Annotated in this window: 17 protein-coding genes; 7 read left to right on the forward strand and 10 right to left on the reverse strand. The window is 70.7% G+C overall.

All coding sequences use genetic code 11. From position 1 onward, the window contains the following. The first annotated feature begins 15 nt into the window (after positions 1–15). Entirely contained in the window at positions 16–489 is a 474-nt protein-coding gene (locus I8N67_RS14650; RefSeq protein ID WP_200303519.1) for a GNAT family N-acetyltransferase, read from the forward strand. A 99-nt stretch (positions 490–588) separates the two neighbouring features. On the opposite strand, the gene I8N67_RS14655 is transcribed toward I8N67_RS14650, so the two are convergent. Continuing rightward, complete coding sequence (locus tag I8N67_RS14655; RefSeq protein ID WP_200303520.1) at positions 589–798, reverse strand: DUF6243 family protein; 210 nt, start codon at positions 796–798, stop codon at positions 589–591. 145 nt (positions 799–943) lie between these two features. On the opposite strand from I8N67_RS14655, the gene I8N67_RS14660 reads away from it, so the two are divergent. Beyond that, positions 944–1,579, forward strand: a complete 636-nt coding sequence (locus I8N67_RS14660; protein WP_200303521.1) for a TetR/AcrR family transcriptional regulator — start codon at positions 944–946, stop codon at positions 1,577–1,579. A gap of 214 nt (positions 1,580–1,793) precedes the next feature. Further along, a complete protein-coding gene (locus I8N67_RS14665) occupies positions 1,794–2,546 on the forward strand; it encodes a bifunctional DNA primase/polymerase (RefSeq protein ID WP_200303522.1) in 753 nt (250 codons plus the stop codon). A gap of 13 nt (positions 2,547–2,559) precedes the next feature. On the opposite strand, the gene I8N67_RS14670 is transcribed toward I8N67_RS14665, so the two are convergent. From I8N67_RS14670 to I8N67_RS14695, 6 genes are all read right to left on the reverse strand, one after another. Then, a complete protein-coding gene (locus I8N67_RS14670; RefSeq protein ID WP_200303523.1) occupies positions 2,560–3,660 on the reverse strand; it encodes an SCO2278 family lipoprotein in 1,101 nt (366 codons plus the stop codon). Beyond that, positions 3,617–4,492, reverse strand: coding sequence for an iron uptake transporter permease EfeU (gene efeU, locus I8N67_RS14675; RefSeq protein ID WP_200303524.1), 876 nt, complete (start codon positions 4,490–4,492; stop codon positions 3,617–3,619). The genes I8N67_RS14670 and efeU overlap by 44 nt, the downstream gene beginning before the upstream one ends. Positions 4,493–4,495: 3 nt before the next feature. Then, on the reverse strand, positions 4,496–5,800 hold the full coding sequence (efeB, locus tag I8N67_RS14680; RefSeq protein WP_234045712.1) for an iron uptake transporter deferrochelatase/peroxidase subunit: 1,305 nt from the start codon (positions 5,798–5,800) through the stop codon (positions 4,496–4,498). Positions 5,801–5,802: 2 nt separating this feature from the next. Next, positions 5,803–6,954: an iron uptake system protein EfeO gene (gene efeO / locus I8N67_RS14685; RefSeq protein ID WP_200303525.1), complete on the reverse strand. Its 1,152-nt coding sequence runs from the start codon at positions 6,952–6,954 to the stop codon at positions 5,803–5,805. A gap of 195 nt (positions 6,955–7,149) precedes the next feature. Further along, on the reverse strand, positions 7,150–8,001 hold the full coding sequence (locus tag I8N67_RS14690; protein ID WP_372443712.1) for a heme ABC transporter ATP-binding protein: 852 nt from the start codon (positions 7,999–8,001) through the stop codon (positions 7,150–7,152). Between the two features lie 77 nt (positions 8,002–8,078). Continuing rightward, positions 8,079–9,239 (reverse strand): FecCD family ABC transporter permease, encoded by a 1,161-nt coding sequence (locus I8N67_RS14695; RefSeq protein WP_200303527.1) that lies wholly within the window; start codon positions 9,237–9,239, stop codon positions 8,079–8,081. A gap of 106 nt (positions 9,240–9,345) precedes the next feature. Between I8N67_RS14695 and I8N67_RS14700 the strand changes: the two genes are divergently transcribed. Next, on the forward strand, positions 9,346–9,990 hold the full coding sequence (locus I8N67_RS14700; protein ID WP_200303528.1) for a PhzF family phenazine biosynthesis protein: 645 nt from the start codon (positions 9,346–9,348) through the stop codon (positions 9,988–9,990). A 185-nt stretch (positions 9,991–10,175) separates the two neighbouring features. On the opposite strand, the gene I8N67_RS14705 is transcribed toward I8N67_RS14700, so the two are convergent. Together I8N67_RS14705 and map are read right to left on the reverse strand one after the other, a co-directional pair. Beyond that, complete coding sequence (locus tag I8N67_RS14705) at positions 10,176–10,853, reverse strand: biliverdin-producing heme oxygenase (RefSeq protein ID WP_372443708.1); 678 nt, start codon at positions 10,851–10,853, stop codon at positions 10,176–10,178. 222 nt (positions 10,854–11,075) lie between these two features. After that, complete coding sequence (gene map / locus I8N67_RS14710) at positions 11,076–11,933, reverse strand: type I methionyl aminopeptidase (RefSeq protein ID WP_200303529.1); 858 nt, start codon at positions 11,931–11,933, stop codon at positions 11,076–11,078. A gap of 80 nt (positions 11,934–12,013) precedes the next feature. On the opposite strand from map, the gene I8N67_RS14715 reads away from it, so the two are divergent. Further along, entirely contained in the window at positions 12,014–12,247 is a 234-nt protein-coding gene (locus I8N67_RS14715; RefSeq protein ID WP_200303530.1) for a hypothetical protein, read from the forward strand. Positions 12,248–12,622: 375 nt separating this feature from the next. Here I8N67_RS14715 and I8N67_RS14720 read toward each other — a convergent pair whose 3' ends face one another. Beyond that, the gene (locus tag I8N67_RS14720) at positions 12,623–13,939 is read right to left on the reverse strand and encodes an MFS transporter (protein WP_307835243.1); all 1,317 of its coding nucleotides are present in this window, start codon (positions 13,937–13,939) and stop codon (positions 12,623–12,625) included. A 242-nt stretch (positions 13,940–14,181) separates the two neighbouring features. Between I8N67_RS14720 and npdG the strand changes: the two genes are divergently transcribed. Together npdG and I8N67_RS14730 are read left to right on the forward strand one after the other, a co-directional pair. Beyond that, positions 14,182–14,898, forward strand: coding sequence for an NADPH-dependent F420 reductase (gene npdG / locus I8N67_RS14725; protein ID WP_200303531.1), 717 nt, complete (start codon positions 14,182–14,184; stop codon positions 14,896–14,898). Between the two features lie 119 nt (positions 14,899–15,017). Continuing rightward, positions 15,018–15,200, forward strand: coding sequence for a hypothetical protein (locus I8N67_RS14730; protein ID WP_200303532.1), 183 nt, complete (start codon positions 15,018–15,020; stop codon positions 15,198–15,200). Positions 15,201–15,209: the final 9 nt, after the last annotated feature.

The following is a 15,209-nucleotide window of genomic DNA, read 5'->3' on the forward strand; positions in this document are numbered from 1 at the left end:
ACTAAGTCGTCGATCATGTCAACCGCACCGCACCTGGACGAGATGACCGCCGCCAACCTCGACGCCGCGATCGGCGTCCGCGTCCGCCCCGATCAGGAACACCTGGTCGACCCGGTCGTGAAGTCCCTCGCCGAGGCGTACGTTCACCCGGGCGTCGCCTGGCCCCGGCTGATCCGGGACGGCGACCGCGCCGTCGGCTTCCTGATGGCCTTCCTCGACTTCGACTGGAAGGGCGACGGAACCGGGACCGACATCCGCTCCGGCCTCTGGCGCCTCAACATCGCGGCCGGGGAACAGGGCCGGGGCTACGGCCGCTTCGCCGTCGAGTCCGTGGCCGCCGAGATCCGCCGCCGCGGCGGCACCCGCCTCTTCGTCACCTGGCACCCGGGCGCGGACGGCCCGGAGGCCTTCTATCTCGGCCTCGGCTTCCGCCCGACGGGAGAGGTGAGCGGGGACCAGACGGTGGGGGTGCTGGAGCTGGCCGGATGATCGTCGGAACCGCCGCGCGCGTGCGCGGCGGTTCCGCCCCGCCGAAGCCCCCTCCCGAGAAGGGGTGGCTACGGCGGGGGGCCCCCGCTCCGGTCCGGTTCATGACGTCTCGCCGGTCGTACCCTCCCCCTCCGTCCCTGTCCCCGGCTCCGTCCGCGCTTCCGCCCCCGCACGCTTCTCCTGGAGCTTGCGCAGCAGCTCCCGCTTCTGGGCCCGGGGGTCGAGGCCGCCGCCGATGTGGCCGCTCGGGTGGGAGCCGCGGAGGGCCTTGCGGCCGAGGTTCCGGCGGGCGCCGCCCACTCCCAGCATGCTTCCTGATCCGCCTCGCGACATGGGGTCTCCGTAAGTTGTTGGGTCGCCCGGGAGGGCCGGATGTGGCGATACGGTTCGTCTCGCCTACGTCCACCACCATCAGGCGAGACGCAACGTCTTGTCAACTGGTAAATTCGAGCCCATGGCCAAGAACACCGCCCCTGATTCCACCCGGCGCAGCGAGAAGTCCCGCCGCGCCATCTATGACGCCGCCCTCGCACTCGTCTCCGAGGCCGGATACCAGAAGACGACCATCGAGGGCATCGCGGCCCGCGCCGGCGTGGGGAAGCAGACGATCTACCGCTGGTGGTCCTCGAAGGCGGAGGTGCTGCTGGAGGCGTTCATCGACCTGAGCGCGCAGGCGGCGGAGGCCGCGGCCCGGCCCGAGGCCATCGGTGAGCAGGCGGAGTACGAGATCCCGGACACCGGTGACCTGGAGGCCGACCTCAAGGCGGTCCTGCGGGCCACGGTGGACGAACTGCTCGACCCCAGGTTCGAGATCCCCTCCCGAGCCCTGGCGGCCGAGGGCGTGGTCAACCGGGAACTCGGCACCGAGTTCGTCGGCAAGCTCCTCGAACCCCAACTCCAGTTGTACGTGAAGCGCCTGCGCGCCGCCCAGGAACAAGGCGCGGTACGCCCCGACATCGACCCGCGCATCGCCCTGGAACTCTTCGTCTCACCGCTCGCCCAGCGGTGGCTCCAGTACACGGGGCCCATCTCGTACGAGTACACGGACGCCCTCGTCGAGTACGCCCTGTACGGCCTCGCGCCCCGCTGAGCCGGGTCGACCCGCTGCCCGAGTGTGACCAAACCGACCAGGTGGGGCTGATGGGCAGACCATAAAACCCGTAAAAACATGTAATAGCCCACCATCCCTGTCCGCACCCCGGCATCGCCCCACCTACCCCGGATGTGGGCTCTGGCCCCCCGGGGCGCAGGATGGTGGGACCATGGAGGCATGCTGTCCGCACCACAGCGAGGCGAGGCGATAGATGAGCGCGACGTTCGGTGGCCGTACCGGTCGGCAGGGCGGGATCTCCGGGTGGCTGCGCGCCCGTCGCACCAGCCGCCCGCTCGACGAGGCCGCCGACGACGCCGGCCGTGAGGCGCTGCTGCTCGCCGCCGCCGCTGCCGGACTCCCGCTCGCGCCCGCCGCGTACCCCTCGGACTACCGGTGTTCCTGCGACCGCGTCGGCTGTCCCACCCCCGCCCGGCACCCGGTGTCCTTCGCCTGGCAGACGCAGTCCACCACCGACCGCGCCCAGGTCGAGCGGTGGGCCCGGCAGCAGCCGCGGACCAACTTCATCACCGCGACCGGCATGGTCCACGACGTGCTCGACGTGCCGCTCGCCGCGGGGCAGGAAGCCCTGGAGCGGCTGCTCGCCGCTGGGATCGAGGTGGGCCCCGTCGCCGAGTCGGAGTCCGAGTCCGACGACGGCCGGCTCCTCTTCTTCACCCTCACCCGCGGTACGCCCGAGGTCGAGGACGAGTGGTGGCCCTGCGAGCTGGACTGCCATCCGGAGACCATGGACGAGCATCCGGGCCTGCGTTGGCACTGCCGGGGGTCCTACGTCCTGGTACCGCCGGCCCGGCTCCCCGGCGACCTCGCCGTCCACTGGGTGCGCGGCCCCGAGCACCCGCTGCCGGACCCGCTGACCCTGCTGGAGATCCTCACCGACGCCTGCTCCCGCCACGTGGGCGAGGGGCCGGACCACGCGAACGCGGCCTGGCCCGCGCGCGGCTGAGCCTCCCGGGGAGTTACTCGCCCTTCGCCCCGGTCAGCCCGCCCACCTGGCTCAGGAACTTCACCTGCTGGTCCGACTCCGTCTTCGCCGGATCGAGAACCGCCTGGTTGGAGACGAACTCCAGCGTCAGGGACTCCTTCGGCTCACCCGTCATCAGGGCCTTCACAGCCGCGTCGTCGACGGGGATGTCCACCCCCTGCGCGGCGGTCTGCTTCTCGTAGTGCCGGGTGGTGAAGAAGACCAGCGCCCCGCCGTCCGTGGTGCGCAGCCCGACCGGCGCGTAGTCGCCGTTGGTGAGGGCCTCGTCGATGTACTGCCGCGCAAGCCCCGGCTTCACCGCGTTCTGCTGCCGCTTGGAGCGCTCCTCGGAGGTGTACGGCCCGTCCGCGAAGAGAGCGCTGTCCTGCTGCAGATACGTCACGTACCGGTCGGGCAGTTCCTCGGGGGTGACGGAGAGTTCGGCGTCGTCGGGCTGGACCACCTGGGCCCAGCCGTTCTCGTCCTTCTTGAACTCGGGCACGTCGGAGGCGGCCATGATCGTGAGGAAGGACACCTCCCACAGGTCGGTCAGACCGTCCCGGGTGAAGACGAACAGCCAACGGTCCGTGGAGCGGCCCTTGTTGGCGGTGGCGTCGGCCACGAACCAGCGCGGCCAGGCCGCCTTCTCCGGGATCGTGTACTTGACGTCGGTCAGCTTCAGCGCCACATGGCTGGGGTTGCCACCCGGGTTGATCTTCGCGCCCGAGCGGAGCTTGCCGCCGTCGATGTCGGCGAGGGCGCCGGTCACCCGGGGGGCGTCCAGGGACTGGTCGTACGCCTTGTCCGCCTTGTTGTACGCGGTGGTGAAGTCCGTCAGCGCACGCGCCGCCTCCGACTGTGTCGCCGTGGCGACGATCTCCAGGTCGCCCCGGACCACCACACACCCGCTCGCCGTCAACGACAGCGCGGTCACCGCCGTCGTCAGCAGCGCGCCGCGGCCGTACGAACGAAGTCCGAGGAACCTCCCGCGCGTACGGAGGAACCTCCCGCGCGTACGGAGGAACCTCCCGCGCGTACGGACCGGACGAACCTCACGAAACCTCCGTGGGCTCAGAGCCCCGCGAACCCTGCTCATCAGGAATCTTCACCTTCCCCTTCCCGGAGGCGAACCCTACCGGGGCGAGGAACAGGGCGAGCGTCGGGACCAGATAGAGGAGCCAGACCGTGACTTGGAGGACCGTCGGGTCGGGCTGGAAGTTGAAGACGCCCTTCAGGAGGGTGCCGTACCAGCTGTCCGGCGGGATCGTCCCCGTGATGTCGAACGCCTTGTCCGTCAGGCCGGGCAGGAAGTCGGCCTCCTGGAGGTCGTGGAAGCCGTACGCGAGGACGCCCGCCGCGACCACGACCAGCATGCCGCCGGTCCAGGTGAAGAACTTGGCGAGGTTGATGCGCAGGGCGCCCCGGTAGAACAGCCAGCCGAGCGCGACCGCCGTCGACAGGCCCAGCAGCACACCGATCAGCGGGCCCTCGGTGCCGTCGCTGGAGGCCCGCACCGACGTCCACACGAACAGCGAGGTCTCCAGGCCCTCCCGGCCCACCGCCAGGAACGCGGTCGCCACCAGCGCGCCCGTGCCCATCCGGAGGGCCGCGTCCAGCCTGCCGTGCAGGTCGGCCTTCAGATGCCGGGCCGTGCGCCGCATCCAGAAGACCATCCACGTCACCAGACACACCGCGATGATCGACAGCGAGCCGCCGAGCGCCTCCTGTGCCTTGAACGTCAGCTCCTGGGAGCCGAATTCGAGCACGCAGCCGAAGGCGAGGGCCAGGCCGACGGCGACCCCGATGCCGATCCAGATGGGCTTCAGCGCGTCCCGGCGGCCGGTCTTCACCAGATAGGCGATGAGGATGCAGACGACGAGACTGGCCTCCAGGCCCTCCCGCAGACCGATCAGATAGTTCGCGAACACGGCCTAGGCCCCCTTCGACGTGAACAGCGCCCGGCCCCACCAGTCGTCCGCGTCCCGGACGCCGGGCGGGACCGCGAAGAGCGCCGAACCCACGTGCTGGATGTACTCGTTGAGCGCGTCCGTGGCGAGATTGCGCTGGACCGGGATGAACCCCGTCCGCACGTCCCGCTGGTACGCGAGGAAGAACAGGCCCGCGTCCAGGCGGCCGAGGCCGTCCGTGCCGTCGGTGAAGGAGTAGCCGCGCCGCAGCAGGGTCGCCCCGTGGTTGGAGTCGGGGTGCGCGAGCCGTACGTGCGCGTCCGGCAGCATCGCCTTCAGGAACGGCTCGTCCCGCTCCTTCGCCTTGCCCACCGGGGCGCCCTCGCCCTTGTCACGGCCGAAGATGTCCTCCTGCTCCTGCAGCGAGGTCCGGTCCCAGGGCTCGATGTGCATCCGGATGCGCCGGGCCACGAGATACGAACCACCGGTCATCCACGCCGAGTTCTCGTCGACGTCCTTCTCGCCCACCCACACGAACTTCTTCAGCCGGGCCGTCTCCGTGCCCGCGATGTTGCGGGTGCCGTCCTTGAACCCCAAGAGGTTGCGCGGGGTCTGCGCCTCGGGTGTGGTCGAGGAGGTCTTGCCGAAGCCGAGCTGCGACCAGCGCACGGACACCTTGCCGAAGCCGATACGGGCGAGGTTGCGGATGGCGTGCACCGCGACCTGCGGATCGTCCGCGCAGGCCTGCACGCACAGATCGCCACCGCTGCGGACCCTGTCCAGGTTGTCGCCCGCGAACTGCGGCAGCTCCACCAGCGCCTCGGGCCGCTGCCCCGCCAGCCCGAACCTGTCGAACAGCGACGGCCCGAAGCCGATCGTCAGCGTCAGCCGGGACGGCTTCAGCCCCAGCGCCTCACCGGTGTCGTCCGGCGGAGCCTCCGCCAGACCGCCGTACGCGCCCTCGCCGACCGCCTTCCCGGCGGTCATCCGGCGCGCGGCCGCCGTCCAGTCCTTCAGCATCGCCACGAACTCGGCGCGGTCGTCGGTCTTCACGTCGAACGCGGCGAAGTGCAGCCGGTCCTGCACGGGCGTCGCGATACCCGCCTGGTGCGCGCCGTGGAAGGCGACCCCCGCCCCGGCGGCCGGGGCGGCACTGTCGCCGGTGCCCGCCACGGCGACAGCGCCGCCGGCCGCGGCGGCACCGAGCGCGAGCCCGGCACCGCCCCAGCCGATGAGCGAACGCCTGGAGGGGGCAGGGGAGTTGGCCGAGCTACCCGGGTTACCGGAGCCGGCGGGGATACCGGCGTCGCTGGAGTCCTCGGTGGTCATCGTCACTTCACCACGGCTGCCGCGAGCTGCGAGAGCGGCTCGGCGAGCGCGTTCACCGCGTCCGACAGCTCCTTGCGATCGGCCTTGCCGACCTTGTCGTAGGAGACGAAGTCGTAACCCGTCGTGTCCGGGCGGTACTTGTCGAGGAGCGTGTTCAGCGCCGCGAACTGCTTGTCGAGTTCCTCGGTCAGCGCCGGGTCGTTCTCGGCGGCGACGGACTTCAGCAGCTCGTACGACTCCTCGGCGCCCTCGACGTTCGCCTTGAAGTCGACGAGGTCGGTGTGCGAGTAGCGCTCCTCCTCACCGGTGACCTTGCCGGTGGCGACCTCGTCGAGGAGTTCCTTGGCGCCGTTGGCCATCGAGGTCGGGGTGATCTCGGCCTTGCCGACCCGGTTCTGCCAGTCCTCCAGGTCGGTCACCAGCTGGTCGGCCAGCTCCGAGTCCCGGGCGGTGAGCTTGCCGTCCTGCCAGAGCGAGCGCTCCAGACGGTGCCAGCCGGTCCAGTCCTTCTCCAGATCCTGGCCCTCCTCCAGGCCGTCCTCGCGCAGGTCGACCAACGGGTCGATGTCACCGAAGGACTCGGCGACCGGCTCGGTGCGCTCCCAGCCGATACGGGAGGGCGCGTACGCCTTCTTCGCGGCCTCGACGTCCCCGTCCTTGACGGCCTCGGTGAACACCTTCACCAGCGGGAGGGTCGCGTCGGCCTGCTCCTGCGCGTACTTGCGGTAGGAGGCGACGGCCTTGTCGAGCCTCGGGTCGCGCTTCGCGACCTTGCCGGAGCCGGTGGCCGTGACGTCCTGGCGTATGCCGTCGCCCTTCATACCGGGCTTGCAGGCGATCCGGTACTCGCCCGCCTTCACCTCGGCGGTGACCTTCTGCTTGGTGCCGGGGCCGATGTTCTCGCGCTCGGTGACCACCCGGTCGTCCGGGAAGAGGAGATAGACCTCGGTGACCTTGGAACCCTTGTTCTCGATGTCCAGCTCGACGTGCCCCGCCGGGAACTCCTTCTTCGACACCTCGCACTTGGTGTCGGTCGCGGTCACCGCGACGACCCCGTCCGCGCCCGCGCTGCTCTTCTCGGTGCAACCGGTGACGGCGGTCAAAGCCGCCACGGTCATGGCGGCGGTGACGACGGACAGTCTGAGGGGTCGCATTTCGGCTCCAAGAGAGTGCACAGGGGACACACAGAGAAGGTCAGGCCGCCCGAGGTTACCTGAGGCTTACCTAACCTTTTTCCGTGTATCCAGTGAATCCCCCTGATCGGCGCCGGACGAGCACGACCGCATCACGGTGGCTCAAAACAGACCCCATGGTCCAGTCAAGAGCCGGTCAAGAACCCCATTCGGTGATCAAGAACCCCGTTTCGGTGTGATCAGGACATCACCCGTCCGCGGATGCGGGAACACCTCGACCGGCTGCCGGTAGACGTCCGACAGCAGCCCCTCCTCGAAGACCCCGGCCGGCGGCCCGTCCGCCGCGATCCGCCCGTTCCGCAACACGGCCACCCGGTCCGCGTACGCCGCCGCCAGCCCCAGATCGTGCAGGACGACGACCACCGCGTCCCCGGCCCGCGCCCGCGCCCGGCACACCCGCAGCACCAGCTCCTGATGGCGCAGGTCCAGCGCGGCCGTCGGCTCGTCGAGCATCAACAGCGGGGCCCGCTGGGCGAGCACCCGCGCCAGCGCCACCCGGGCCCGCTCGCCCCCGCTGAGCGCGGCGAAGGGCCGGGCCGCGAACCCGGTGACCTCCGTGACCGCCATCGCCTCCGCCACCGCCGTGTCATCGGAGTCCTCCTCGTACACCTCCGGCTGCCGCGCCCACGGCGCCCGCCCCATCCGTACGACCTCCTCCACCGTGAACGGGAACGACAGCGCCGCCGACTGGGGCAACACCGCCCGCCGCAGCGCCAGTTCGGGCGCGGACCACTCCTCGACCGGCCGCCCGTGCACCCGTACGACCCCGCCGTCGACCGGCAGATCGGCGGCCAGCGCCCCCAACAGGGTCGACTTCCCCGCCCCGTTGGGCCCGACGAGGGCGAGCACCTCACCCGCGCGGGCGGCGACGGACACACCGCGCAGGACCTCGCGGGAGCCGAGGCGGACCGTGATGTCCGCGGCCTCGACGAGCACGTCACCCGCGGTGGCCGGGGGCGGCGGAGTGGGGGCGCCCGAGCCCAGACGCCCCCTGAGGAGCCCTCGCAGTGACCCCGTGCTCAGCTTGGACTTCGTACCCGGCTTGGACTTCGTACCCGGCTTGGACTTCGTACCCGGCGTGGAACTCATGCCCAGCCTCCCTGCTTGCGACGGGTCCTGCGCAGCAGCCAGAAGAAGAACGGGCTGCCGATCAGGGCGGTGAGGACACCGAGGGGCAGCTCGGCCGGCTGGACGATCGTGCGGGCCGCGAGGTCCGCCGCCAGCAGCACGACCGCCCCGGCGAGCGCACTTCCCGGGATCAGGAACCGGTGCCCCGGCCCGGCCGCCATGCGCAGCAGATGCGGGACGACGAGCCCGACGAAACCGATGACCCCCGACACACTCACGGCGGCGGCGGTGAGCAGCGCGACGACCAGGATCAGCACGACCCGCAGCCGCTCCACATCCACCCCGAGATGCCGTGCCGGGCGCTCGCCCAGGGCGAGGAGGTCCAGTTTCCGCGCGTAGAACGGGGACACGGCCAGCCCGACGACCGCACACGGCAGCACGGCCAGCACCTTCGGCCAGGTCGACTGCGCGAGCGAGCCCAGCTGCCAGAACGTGATCTGGTTGACGGCCGCGGTGTCCTCCGCCAGGAAGATGAACAGACCGATCGTGGCGCCCGCGAACGCGTTCACCGCGATACCCGTCAGGATCAGCGTCACCACCTCCGTACGGCCGCCCGACCGGGACATCGCGTACACGACGAAGACGGTGATCAGCCCCGCGACGAACGCGAACACCGAGACCGTCCAGTTCCCGAGGAACGTGATCCCGAACGCGATCGTCGCGACCGCCCCCACCGCCGCGCCCAGCGAGACACCGATGACACTCGGCTCCGCCAGCGGGTTCCCGAAGATGCCCTGCATCAGCGCCCCCGCACACCCGAGCGACGCGCCGATCAGCAACGCCAGCACGATCCGAGGGAACCGCACGTTCCACAGCACCGACTCGGGGACCCGCGCGAGCTCCGCACCGCCGAGCCCGATCCGATGGGCGACTGAGGAGATCACGTCACCGGTGGGGATGGGATACGCCCCGAGCCCCCCGGCCACGGGGACGAGAACGAACAGGGCGACGACGAGACCGGTGGTGAGGAGGAAGGGGGCGCGCCGGCGGCCGGGTGCGACGGGCCGCGATCCGCCGCCCCCTGCCCGCCGCCCGGCCGCCCCTCCCTCGACCGCCCCACCGGATCTCTCCGGCTCAACCGGCTCGGCGGGCTCAACCGCCTTGTCCAGTACGGTCATTGGTCCTCTCCTAGGCTTACCTCTGTGTGTGCCGGTACCTGGCCGGCGCCCGGCGGTGCGATGACCTGGGACGACCGCGCGGCCCGAGTGATGTTTCAATGCGGGAGTGACTGACTTCGACGTGCTGCGGGTCTTCTGCGGCCCACGTGGCGGATACGGCAACGAACTGGGCGTCGTGCGCGAGGGCTCCGTCATGCCCGACCACGCCGACCGCCAGGCGTTCGCCGCCAAACTCGGCTTCAGCGAGACGGTGTTCGTGGACGACCCCGAGCGCGGTGTCATCGACATCTACACCCCCACCCTGCGCCTGCCCTTCGCGGGCCACCCCTGCGTCGGCACCGCCTGGCTGCTCGACGTACCCGAACTGCTCACCCCGGCCGGGCTGGTCGGGGCCCGGCTGGACGGCGAGTTCAGCTGGATCGAGGCCGTACCGGAGTGGGCCCCGCCCCGCACCTTCCGCAAGTACGCCTCCGCCGCGGAGGTCGACGACCTGAGCGTCCCGCCGCCCGGCGAGTGGATCTACGCCTGGGCCTGGGAGGACGAGGCCGCCGGCCGTATCCGCGCCCGAGCCTTCCCCGGCCGCGACGACGGCATCGACGAGGACGAGGCCACGGGCGCCGCCGCACTCCAACTGACGGCCCAGCTGGGCCGCGCCCTGAACATCACCCAGGGTGCGGGCTCCCAACTCCTGACGGCTCCGCAACCGCATGGGTGGGTGGAGGTCGGGGGGCGGGTGTTCCTGGAGCGCTGAGGGGTGAGAACTGAACGCCGGGCGCGCTGGGAGTTGGGTGCCGAGCCCTGGACGTCGGGTGCTGTTCAAGCGAGGGCGCCCCACGTTTTTGAGGGGCGCGGGGAACTGCGCGACCAGCCCCCACCCACCCGCAGCGAACCACCGACCCCGAGCGACCCAGCCCATCCGCTCAGCCGGCGCAGCGTCTACGCGCTGAGAGGGAACTCCTCACCCAGCCCGAGAAACACCGCCGTGTTGAGCGAGAACGCCCGCTTGCACTCACTCACGATCCGCTGCTTCTCCAGATCGTCCGCCCGCACCCGATCCAGCAGCCCCCGATACCCCCGCTTGAACGCCGCCGGGTTGGCGATCCCCTCGAACACATAGAAGCGAACGCCGTCCCCCTTCTTGGCGAAGCCCCACGTCTTCTCGGCCCGGTCGCGGATGATCTGGCCTCCGGAGAGGTCACCGAGATACCGCGTGTAGTGGTGGGCCACATACCCGCCGGGCCAGGTACGCGCGCACTCGGCGACCCGGGCCGCGTACGCCTCGGTCGCCGGCAGCGCGGTGAGTGTCGAGCGCCAGCCGGGGCCGCGCAGATGCTCCAGGTCCCGCTCCAGCGCGGCCAGCCGCATCAGCTCGGGCTGGATGAACGGCCCGGCGACCGGGTCGTCGGCCAGCGCGGGCGCGGCGCTCTCCAGCGCCTCGTACACGAACCACAGCTGCTCGGTGTACCGCGTGTACGCCGCGACACCCAGTTTGCCGCCCAGCATGTCGCCCATGAACGTCGTGGTCTCCGCCTCGGTGTGCTGCTCGTGCGAAGCGGTGCGGATGAGCGTGGAGAACGCCGTGGCGTCCGTGTCCGACGCTGTCATCGCGTTCATGAGGGCCTCCGGTGCCGAAGTGAGGAAGACGAGAAGCTGACGCCTATTTTCTATGGTTAGGCTTACCTAAGTCAACAGGTTCCCGACTGCCTGTCGGTAAAACCGTACCCTGGATCCCCACCGGCCCCACCTGGAATCGGCACAAGAAAAAGCCCGCCGCACGGCAGAGGCCGGGGCGGGCTGTCTCGGGTGCTCATATGTGGTCCATGTGGCCGGACACGGCTACGGCAGCGTGAGAATCTCCGTGCCGGTCTCCGTCACGACCAGCGTGTGCTCGAACTGGGCCGTGCGCCTGAGGTCCTTGGTGACGACCGTCCAGCCGTCGTCCCACATGTCGTAGTCGTGCGACCCGAGCGTGAGCATCGGCTCGATCGTGAACGTCATCCCGGGCTGGATCACCGTCGTGGCGTGCGGGGAGTCGTAGTGCGGGACGATCAGCCCGGAGTGGAACGACGAGTTGATCCCGTGCCCCGTGAAGTCCCGGACGACCCCGTATCCGAACCGCTTGGCGTACGACTCGATGACCCGCCCGATGATGTTGATCTGCCGCCCGGGCCTGACCGCCTTGATGGCGCGGGCGAGGGACTCCCGGGTCCGCTCGACGAGGAGTGACGACTCCTCGTCCACCTCGCCCACCAGGTAGGTGGCGTTGTTGTCGCCGTGGACGCCGCCGATGTACGCCGTCACGTCGAGGTTGACGATGTCGCCGTCGCGCAGGACGGTCGAGTCGGGGATTCCGTGGCAGATGACTTCGTTGACCGAGGTGCACAGCGACTTGGGGAAGCCGCGGTAGCCGAGCGTCGACGGATAGGCCCCGTAGTCGCACATGTACTCGTGCGCGACCCGGTCCAGTTCGTCCGTGGTGACACCGGGAGCGATGTGCTTGGCCGCCTCGGCCATGGCCCGCGCCGCGATCCGGCCGGCGATCCGCATCGCCTCGATCGTCTCGGGCGTCTGCACCTCCGGTCCGGTGTACGGAGTCGGGGCGGGCTTGCCCACGTACTCGGGTCGGCGGATGTTTCCCGGGACGGTTCGGGTGGGGGAGAGCTTCCCCGGTGCGAGCAGCGACTGGCCAGACATGTCAGCGAGTTTAACCAGCGCGGGTGGGGGACCATGTCGGTGGCGATCCGTCGCGATCGGCGGTGAAAGGAGCTCACGTCATGCCCTTGTTCAAGCGGCGCACGGCCGGCAAGCCCGGCGAGTGGTTCTACTGCCTGGAGCACAAGAAGGTCGAGGAAGGCCCCGAGTGCCCGGGCAAGGACCGGATGGGTCCCTACGCCTCCCGGCAGGACGCCACCCAGGCGATGGAAACCGCCCGCGAACGCAACACGGAATGGGAGACCGACCCCCGCTGGCACGACACCCCGACGGCCACGGGCCCGGACGACGACTGAACCCCCGAGCGGCCCCCCGGCCCACCCGCCCCACCAGGCAGGGTGGGCCCCCGCACCCGTCAACGGCGCGCGCCCCAGACGGGAGACCCGCACGTGTCGCTCGGGAGTAATGGGCGGAGCGGGTGGGCGAGGAATCGGCCGGAGCCACAACCGGCAGCGGCCGACGCAGACCGGCCCCCGCGGGAGACCCCACGTGTCGCTCGGGAGTAATGGGCGGAGCGGGTGGGCGAGGAATCGGCCGGAGCCACAACCGGCAGCGGCCGACGCCGCCCCGCCCGCACGGGCGACCCGCACCTGTCACCTGGGAGTCACGGGCGGAGCGGGTGGGTAACCAAAACGGCCGGAGCCACCCACCCGCAGACACAGACGGCGCGCTCACCCCACCCCACCCCGCCGCTCCCGCAACCGCACCGCATGCTCATTCGTCCGCACGTCGTACGACATCAACCGAGGCAGACACACCGCCAACACCCCTACCGCCCCCACACACAAAACCCCACCGGCCCACACCGACGCCCGCACAGACGTCCACGCCGCCATGGATCCCGCCCGCACCTGCCCGAGCTGAGGCCCGACCGAGTAGGACAACAACTCGATCCCGGCAAGCCGCCCCCGCAGCTCATCAGGAATTGTCTGGTTCCACATCGCCGCCCGGAAAATCCCGCTCACCATGTCGAACGCGCCCCCCAGAACCAGAAACGCCAACACGAGCCACACCTCACGCACCACCCCCGCCGCCACCACGGACAGCCCCCACAACGCCGCCGCCAGCACCACCATCCGCCCATGCCGATGCACCCGAGACGTCCACCCACTCGTCAACGTCACCAGCAACGACCCGGCCGGCAACGCCGCGTACATCAGCCCGAGCGACCACTCCGCGTCCAACTCGTCCGCGAGAAACGGCAACAGAGCCAACGGCATCGCGAGAAACATCGCGGCGAGATCGACGGCGTAGGTACCCAGCAACTCCTTACGGCTCCACGCGTACCGCGCCCCCTCCGCGATGGACCGCAACGAAGGCCTCGCCGCCTCGTGCGAGGCCGGTGAGGGCGCCAGCCCCACCGCCAGCACGACGGACACCACAAAGGTCGCGAGGTCCGCCGCGTAGGCCCAGCCGAGCCCGGCGTACGCCACGACGACGCCCGCCAGGGCCGGCGCCGCGACCCCGCCCACGGTCCAGCGGAGCGAGTTGAGCGAGGCGGCGGCCGGCAGGTGCTCGTGCGGGACGATACGGGGGACGATGGAGTCCAGAGCCGGCCGCTGGACCGCGACCAGCGCGGACGACAGCGCGGCGACCAGGTACAACGGCCACACCAGCGGCTCCGGCAGCAACGCGTTCACCAGAAGCCCCGCACACAGCACCCCCTGCCCGACCTCGCTCCACACGATCAGCGCCCGCTTGTCCCACGCGTCCGCGAGCGCCCCGCCGTACAGCCCGAAGACGATCAGCGGTACGAGTTCGACGGCCCCGATCGCCCCGACCGCCACGACCGACCCGGTCAGCTCCTTCATCTGCACGGGCAGTGCGACGAAGGTCAGAAAACTCCCGAAGTTGGTGATCAGCCCCGCCACCCACAACCGCCGGAAGTCGCGGGAAGCCCGCCAGGGCGCGAGATCGGGCAGCAGGGCGAACCGCCGGGGGGCCGGGGGAGCGGCGGGAGCCGGGGCGGCATCGTTGGAAGAGGTCACGACGGCCCATGCTCAGCCGCCCCCACCCTCAGAGCAACCGCTTTTCTCTCGGGCCACCAGCAGGCCGGTGGTGGGGCGGTGAGGCGGTCGCCGGCCGGGAGAGACGGTCACGCGGGCGCCGCGAACCGGCCGCCGCGCCGACGAGGTGCGCCGCGAGCTGCCACGGCTCGTACGCCGTGTGATCTCCGTGACCGCGCTCACCTGACCGCCACCCGCGACGGTCGCGCACGTAAAGTCGGCCCATGACCTCTACGGACAGTGCACAGCAGCCCACCGCGAAGGCCCCGGCCAAGGACCCCTGGGACCTGCCGGACGTGTCGGGGCTCGTCGTCGGCGTCCTCGGCGGGACGGGCCCGCAGGGCAAGGGCCTGGCGTACCGGCTCGCCAAGGCCGGGCAGAAGGTGATCATCGGTTCGCGGGCCGCCGACCGCGCGCGGGCCGCCGCCGAGGAACTCGGGTACGGGGTCGAGGGCGCCGACAACGCGGAGACCGCGCGCCGCAGCGACATCGTGATCGTCGCCGTGCCGTGGGACGGACACGGCAAGACCCTCGAATCGCTGCGCGAGGAACTGGCCGGCAAGCTCGTCGTCGACTGCGTCAACCCGCTCGGCTTCGACAAGCAGGGCGCCTACGCGCTGAAGCCGGAGGAGGGCAGCGCCGCGCAGCAGGCCGCCGCCCTGCTGCCCGACTCACGGGTCACCGCGGCCTTCCACCACCTCTCCGCCGTACTCCTCGAGGACCCGGAGACCGAGGAGATCGACACGGATGTGATGGTGCTCGGTGAGGTGCGCGCCGATGTCGAGATCGTGCAGGCGCTGGCGGGCCGTATCCCCGGGATGCGCGGCGTCTTCGCGGGCCGGCTGCGCAATGCCCACCAGGTCGAGGCCCTGGTCGCCAACCTGATCTCCGTGAACCGCCGCTACAAGGCCCACGCGGGAATCCGGCTCACCGACGTATGAGGCGCCCTCGGGCATGGGGGACACTGGACGCCGTACGACCTCGTACTGCTCGTACGACCTCGTACTGCTCGTACCTCTCGTACGACCTCGTCCGACCGTCCTGTCAGGAGCCGACCCCCATGCCCCGCCTCGCCGTCTACGCACTCGTCGTCTGTCTCCTAGCGGTCACCGCGGCCGTGGTCTCCTTCGCCCGGGGCAGCTGGCTGGGTGTGGTCTGGGTGCTGATGGCCGGACTGTCGTCCAACATGACGTGGTACTACGCCCGCCGCGCGAAGGCGGAGCGCCGGCCCACGGCGGGCTGATCCCCGGCC

This window comes from Streptomyces adelaidensis (assembly GCF_016598475.1).
GTDB classification, from domain to species: Bacteria; Actinomycetota; Actinomycetes; order Streptomycetales; family Streptomycetaceae; genus Streptomyces; species Streptomyces adelaidensis.